Raw genomic sequence first — 5,637 nt, 5'->3', positions numbered from 1 at the left:
ATGGTGAGGGTTGACATGATCGGGCAGCCGGCGTAATGTACAACCAAATGGTTGTACAAGCGGAGCTCAGTGATGATCAGGTCGATCGTGTCTTCCACGCGCTCGCCGCGGCTACCCGCCGCGACATCCTTCGCCGCACGATCGAGGGCGAGCACTCGGTGTCGGCGCTCGCCCGCGACTACGAGATGTCGTTCGCCGCGGTGCAGAAGCACGTCGCCGTGCTCGAGGCCGCCGGCCTCATCATCAAGCGCGCCGAGGGCCGGGAGCGACTCGTTCGGGCGGATCCGGCCATGATCGCCCGCGCCCGCGCCCTGCTCGCGCGCTACGAAGAGCTCTGGCGCGGCCGCATCGACCGGCTCGATGCGCTCCTGGCCGAAGAACCCGACGCGGCATCCACCGATCCCGCACCCCACTGAGAACGACGAACGACAGGAGAACCGACGATGCCCGTCACCGATGTCACCACTGATCCCGAAGCCCTCACCATGACGCTCACCGCCGAGTTCGCGGCGTCGCCACAGCGACTGTGGGAGGCCTTCACCGACCCGCGCCAGCTCGAGCGCTTCTGGGGGCCCCCGGGCTACCCCGCGACCTTCACAGAATTCGAACTCGCGCCCGGCGGCCGGGCGAGGTACCACATGACGAGCCCGCGCGGCGAGCAGTACCACGGGGTGTGGGAGTTCCTCGTGATCGACGGACCGCGCTCGTTCACCGTGCTGGACTCTTTCTCGGATGCCGAGGGCCGCGTGCTGAGCGAGATGCCTACGTCTCGCGTGGTCTTCGAGTTCGAAGAGACCGCGTCGGGGGCGAGGCTCACGAACACGACGAGCTTCGACTCCGCCGAGGCCCTCGAGCAGGTCGTCGCGATGGGCGCGGTGGAGGGCTCGACGATGGCGCTCGATCAGCTCGACCGTGTGCTGGAGGGCCTGCGTGCGTATGCCGGAGGCAACGGCACGCAGACCGAGATCCTCGACGACACGCACGTACGCATCACGCGGCTGATCGACGGTCCGATCGACCTCGTCTGGCGCGCGCACCACGAGCCCGAGCTGATGAAGAAGTGGCTGCTCGGTCCCGACGGCTGGCGACTCGCGGTGTGCGAGGTCGACTCCACCGTGGGGGGGCGCTATCAGCACGTGTGGGAGCCGGTCGGCGACACCGAGGGAGAGCGCTTCGGGTTCGACGGTGAGACGCTGCTCATCGATGCGCCCCGCCGGGTCGTGACGACCGAGCACATGACGGGAACCGACTTCCCGTCGACGCTCAACGACCTCAACCTCTACGAAGAGGACGGCGCCACGCTCATCACGCTGCTGATCGAGTACCCCGACAGCCAGACGCGGGACATGGTGCTCGCGACCGGCATGACCGACGGCATGGAGGCCAGCTACGCCCGGATGGAGTCCGTGCTCGCGGCAGTCTGACCCGGCTGGCACGTCGGGGCCGGGGGTTGGGGCATCCGTCGGGCGTTGCCCTCTCGTGCGCGAGGCGCACGCCTGGCCGGCGCCCATTGACCGCTGCAGTTTCCTGCGAGCGCTGCAGTTCCTGCGAGCGCGCCAGTTTCCTGCGAGCGCGCGGTCGCGCGACGCAGCGCTCGCAGGAAACGCCCGCGCTCGACCCGGTCGAGTCGGCGGCGAGGGATGCCGCGCTCACCGGCCGGGACGGGGCCGCGTCGTCGGCAGGCCGGCGGCGTTCAGGATGTCGAACAGGAGTCTCGGTTGGTCGAGGGCCGGCACGCGCCAGCGTGAGAAGCGGGATACCTGTCGACGAAGCTCGTCCTCCCGATCCTTCTCGGCCAGTAGCACCTCCTCGGCAGTGCGTCCGCGGAGCAGTTCCGGATCCCGGTACTTGCCGACGCCGTCGAACTCACCGATGTGGCGGTGCTCGCGCCAGAAGAAGTCCGTGAAGGCGCTGCGTCCGTTCGAAAGCGTGAAGCGCGCCTGAAGCTCCGGCGGCGGAAATCCCATCACGTGGATGAGCACGCGGCTGTGGGACTCGCGCACACTGTCCGAAAGCGGCTCGGCGAAATCTGCCGCGCGCGCCGCGCGCGCGGAACCACGTCCGGTTCGACTGTGTGCGGCATCGACGAGCGCTTTCGTGCTCACGAGCGCTCCGCCCTCCCGCCGTTGCCAGAGCGCCTGGTCGGCGACCGCCACTGCTTCGACGAAACGCATCGATGCCGTGAGGTCGACCGCGGTCTGCAGGGCGGTCGTGATGCGGTGGCGTCCCCACGGCTCTGTCTCGACCTCCTCCTCATGCCGACACGCGTGACGGCGGAACGTGCCGCCGGAGCGGCCGCCGGTCGTGGCGCCGATCGTGACGTCGATGTCGGAGGGCCACGGACCCAGGATGTCGATGCCGTGCAGTGCGGCGGCGGCCCAGTGCGAGAAGGTGAGCGATGACCCGGTGCGGGCGGCCGCCTCCCAGACGAGCTGGGCGTGCCGCGCTTGCGGCTTCAACCGCCGCCATCCCGGAGCGTCGACGTACACGCCGCGGGTGATCCGGGTGATGCGCCCACCGGCGATCGCCGCCCGAAGGCGACGATCGTTCACAGGTTCGCCGTCGTTCTCGCGTCGACGGAAAACGGTGCTCAACGGGGCCTCGAGCTTCCACATGGAGCAACAGCCTGGCCGCCCGAGCGGCGCCGCTCCCGAGCGCATCAGTTGTCGGTGGACAGTGCGGCCGCGCAGGCAACGGGGGAGGAATCGGCAGCGCATGAGTCTGCGGCGTCGCGTGGGGTCAGCAAGCGTGGGGTCGGCGTCGCGTGGGGTCAACCCGCGCGGGGTCTGCCCGCGCGGGGTCGGCATGCAGGGGCTTCGGCGTCCGTCTTCCGCTGCAGATTCCTGCGAGCGCGCCGTCGCGCGACGCAGCGCTCGCAGGAAAGAGGAGCGCTCGTGCTGCGTCGCCTCGGCAAGGTGCAGCGAAGCGACCCGGGAAGCGCGGGCGCGCTTCAGGAGGCGCGGTTCAGGGCGTCCTCGAACGCGACCCACGCGAGCATCGCGCACTTGACCCGGGCGGTGTACTTCGAGACACCGCTCAGGGCCTCGGCATCCCCATACGTCTCCTCGTCGATGAGGATCGTGCCGCGAGAGCGCAGCGCCGTGCGGAAGCCGTCGATCAAGGCGGTCGCCTCGGCGCGCGGCATCCCGCCCTCGCGGTCCTCGACCAGCACGGCCAGCATCGACGCGGATGCCTGCGAGATCGAGCAGCCTGCGCCGTCCCACGTGAGGTCGCGGACGGTGTCGTCGGGGTTCATCCGCACCTGGACGGTGATCTCATCGCCGCAGATCGGGTTGCGCTGGTGGGAGGCGGTGGCAGGACCCTCGGCGGGGAGGATTCCCTTGCCCACCGGGCGCTTCGAATGCTCGAGGATCAGCTCCTGGTACAGCGACTCGAGCCCACTCATGCGGAGACCCCGAAGAACGGGCGCACCTGCGAGAGCGCGTCGAGGAACACATCGACCTCGTCGATCGTGTTGTACAGGGCCGTCGAGGCACGGACCGAGGCGGTCAGACCGAAGCGTGCGTGCAGCGGTGCGGCGCAGTGGTGGCCGACGCGCACCGCGATGCCGCGGGAGTCGAGGAACTGCCCGACGTCGTGCGCGTGCACGCCGTCGAGGTCGAAGGCCGCGAGGCCGACCCGCTCGACCGCCTGCCCCGATGCTGTCGAAGGGTCACCGAGCAGCCGGACGCCCTCGATCTCGCGCAGACCGTCGATCAGTCGCTCCCCGAGCGCCCGCTCGTGCGCGTGCACGGCCTCCATCCCCACCCCGTCGAGATAGCGCACGGCAGCCGCGAGGGCGATCGCCTGCGAGACCGGCTGAGTGCCGGCCTCGAACCGCTGCGGCGGAGGCAGATACTCGCTGCGGTCAAGTGTGACCCTCGTGATCATCGACCCGCCGGTGAGGAACGGCGGCAGCGCCTCGAGCACGTCGGTTCGGCCGTACAGGCCGCCGATCCCGTACGGGCCGAGCATCTTGTGACCGGAGAAGACCGCGAGGTCGACGCCGAGAATGGGCAGGTCGAGCGGCAGGTGCGGGGCGGACTGGCACGCGTCGAGCACGGTCAGCGCACCGACGCTGCGGGCGAGGGCGACGAGGTCGGCGACCGGATTCACGATGCCCAGCACGTTCGAGACGTGCGTGAAGGCGACGACTCGCGTGCGCTCGCCGATGACGGATGCTGCGGCATCCAGATCCAGTCGGCCGTCGTCGTGCACCGGAATGTGGCGCAGGGTCGCGCCTGTGCGGGCCGCAAGCTCCTGCCAGGGGACGAGGTTGGCATGATGCTCGATCTCGGTGACGACGATCTCGTCGCCCGGCGCAAGGGCGAAGCGCGCGCTCGCGGGGGCCCCGCGCCCGAGCGTCGCATTGCCGATCGCGTAGGCGACCAGGTTGAGGCCCGCGGTCGCCCCGCTCGTCCAGACGAGCTGCTCGGGCTCGGCACCCACGAAGGCGGCGACGGTCGCGCGGGCGTCTTCGAACAGCTCAGTGGCCTCGGCGGCGAGGGTGTGCGCCCCGCGGTGCGCGGCGGCGTTCTCGTTCGTGAGGAAGGCGACTTCGGCGTCGATCACCGAGCGCGGCTTCTGGCTGGTCGCGGCTGAGTCCAGGTAGACGAGCGGTCGGCCGTCGACCGAGCGGCTCAGGATCGGGAAATCGCCGCGCAGGGCGCTCGGGTCGAGCGCGATCGAGGTCAGAGGCAAGAAGCTCACCCTTCTAGGCTACGCCGCCGGGCCGGAAGCCGGGCTGGTCCGGCCACGGGCGCGTTCGCCCACCTACGATCGAGGAGTGGACTTCTCCTTAGCCTTCACTCCCGACCTCATCGCGGTCTTCCTCACGCTGTTCGTCCTCGAGATCGTGCTGGGCGTCGACAACGTCATCTTCATCTCGATCCTCGCCAGCAAGCTCCCGAAGGAGCAGCAGGCGAGGGCCCGCAACCTGGGACTGACGCTCGCGATGCTCATCCGCGTGGTGCTGGTCATCTTCGCGGGGTGGATCATCACGCTGAAGGAGGACGTCGTCGTCTGGTTCGGCATGGGGTTCTCGTGGAAGGACTTCATCCTCATCGCGGGTGGGCTCTTCCTCGTCTACAAGGCGGTGACCGAGATCCACCACAAGCTCGAGGGCGCCGAAGAGGATCACGGCTCGGGCAAGAAGGTCGCCCAGGTCACGTTCGCCTCGGTGATCGCTCAGATCCTGTTGCTGGACATCGTCTTCTCGCTCGACTCGGTCATCACCGCAGTCGGCATGACCGAGAACCTCCTCGTCATCATCACGGTCGTGGTGCTGTCATTCGGCATCATGCTGTTCGCATCGCGGTTCATCTTCACGTTCGTCAACAAGCACCCCACGGTCAAGATGCTGGCCTTGTCGTTCCTGCTGCTGATCGGCGTCTTCCTGATCGCGGAGGGCTTCGGCGTCAAGATCGACAAGGCGCTCATCTACGCGCCGATGGCGTTCGCGATCCTGGTCGAGGCGCTCAACCTCATCTACGCCGCCCGCAAGGCCAAGCGTGAGCAGAAGCGCCAGCACGCGGTGCAGCTGCGCCCGCAGTACCCCGATGTCGACGAATCGGTCGCGGTGGCCGCGGCGCTGTCGAAGGGGCCGGATGCCGGATCCGTCGGTCTCTCGCGCAAGCC

6 protein-coding genes are annotated in these 5,637 nt (G+C 69.0%); 3 read left to right on the top strand and 3 right to left on the bottom strand.

Annotated elements, in window-relative coordinates:
• Positions 1-47 precede the first annotated feature (47 nt).
• On the top strand, positions 48-416 hold the full coding sequence (locus QZV84_RS01450) for a metalloregulator ArsR/SmtB family transcription factor (RefSeq protein ID WP_292824242.1): 369 nt from the start codon (positions 48-50) through the stop codon (positions 414-416).
• A gap of 27 nt (positions 417-443) precedes the next feature.
• Positions 444-1,424, top strand: coding sequence for an SRPBCC family protein (locus tag QZV84_RS01445; protein ID WP_292824239.1), 981 nt, complete (start codon positions 444-446; stop codon positions 1,422-1,424).
• Positions 1,425-1,649: 225 nt separating this feature from the next.
• On the opposite strand, the gene QZV84_RS01440 is transcribed toward QZV84_RS01445, so the two are convergent.
• The 3 genes from QZV84_RS01440 to QZV84_RS01430 form a co-directional block, all read right to left on the bottom strand.
• Positions 1,650-2,615: a hypothetical protein gene (locus QZV84_RS01440; protein WP_292824236.1), complete on the bottom strand. Its 966-nt coding sequence runs from the start codon at positions 2,613-2,615 to the stop codon at positions 1,650-1,652.
• Positions 2,616-2,950: 335 nt separating this feature from the next.
• The gene (gene sufU / locus QZV84_RS01435) at positions 2,951-3,406 is read right to left on the bottom strand and encodes a Fe-S cluster assembly sulfur transfer protein SufU (protein WP_292824233.1); all 456 of its coding nucleotides are present in this window, start codon (positions 3,404-3,406) and stop codon (positions 2,951-2,953) included.
• A complete protein-coding gene (locus QZV84_RS01430; RefSeq protein WP_292824245.1) occupies positions 3,403-4,695 on the bottom strand; it encodes a SufS family cysteine desulfurase in 1,293 nt (430 codons plus the stop codon). The genes sufU and QZV84_RS01430 overlap by 4 nt, the downstream gene beginning before the upstream one ends.
• Before the next feature lie 91 nt (positions 4,696-4,786).
• Here QZV84_RS01430 and QZV84_RS01425 point away from each other — a divergent pair.
• Positions 4,787-5,637: TerC family protein (locus QZV84_RS01425; RefSeq protein WP_292824230.1), on the top strand; the 851-nt coding region annotated here is incomplete at its 3' end.

The sequence above is a fragment of the Microbacterium sp. genome, from assembly GCF_011620715.1.
Lineage (GTDB): Bacteria > Actinomycetota > Actinomycetes > Actinomycetales > Microbacteriaceae > Microbacterium.
This window is presented reverse-complemented; position numbering and strand designations above follow the sequence as displayed.

Bases quoted from the DNA above. Each gene is read 5' to 3' on its own strand.
- QZV84_RS01450 (WP_292824242.1), top strand. From the start codon at position 48: ATGGTTGTACAAGCGGAGCTCAGTGATGATCAGGTCGATCGTGTCTTC.
- QZV84_RS01445 (WP_292824239.1), top strand. From the start codon at position 444: ATGCCCGTCACCGATGTCACCACTGATCCCGAAGCCCTCACCATGACG.
- QZV84_RS01440 (WP_292824236.1), bottom strand. From the start codon at position 2,615: ATGTGGAAGCTCGAGGCCCCGTTGAGCACCGTTTTCCGTCGACGCGAG.
- sufU (WP_292824233.1), bottom strand. From the start codon at position 3,406: ATGAGTGGGCTCGAGTCGCTGTACCAGGAGCTGATCCTCGAGCATTCG.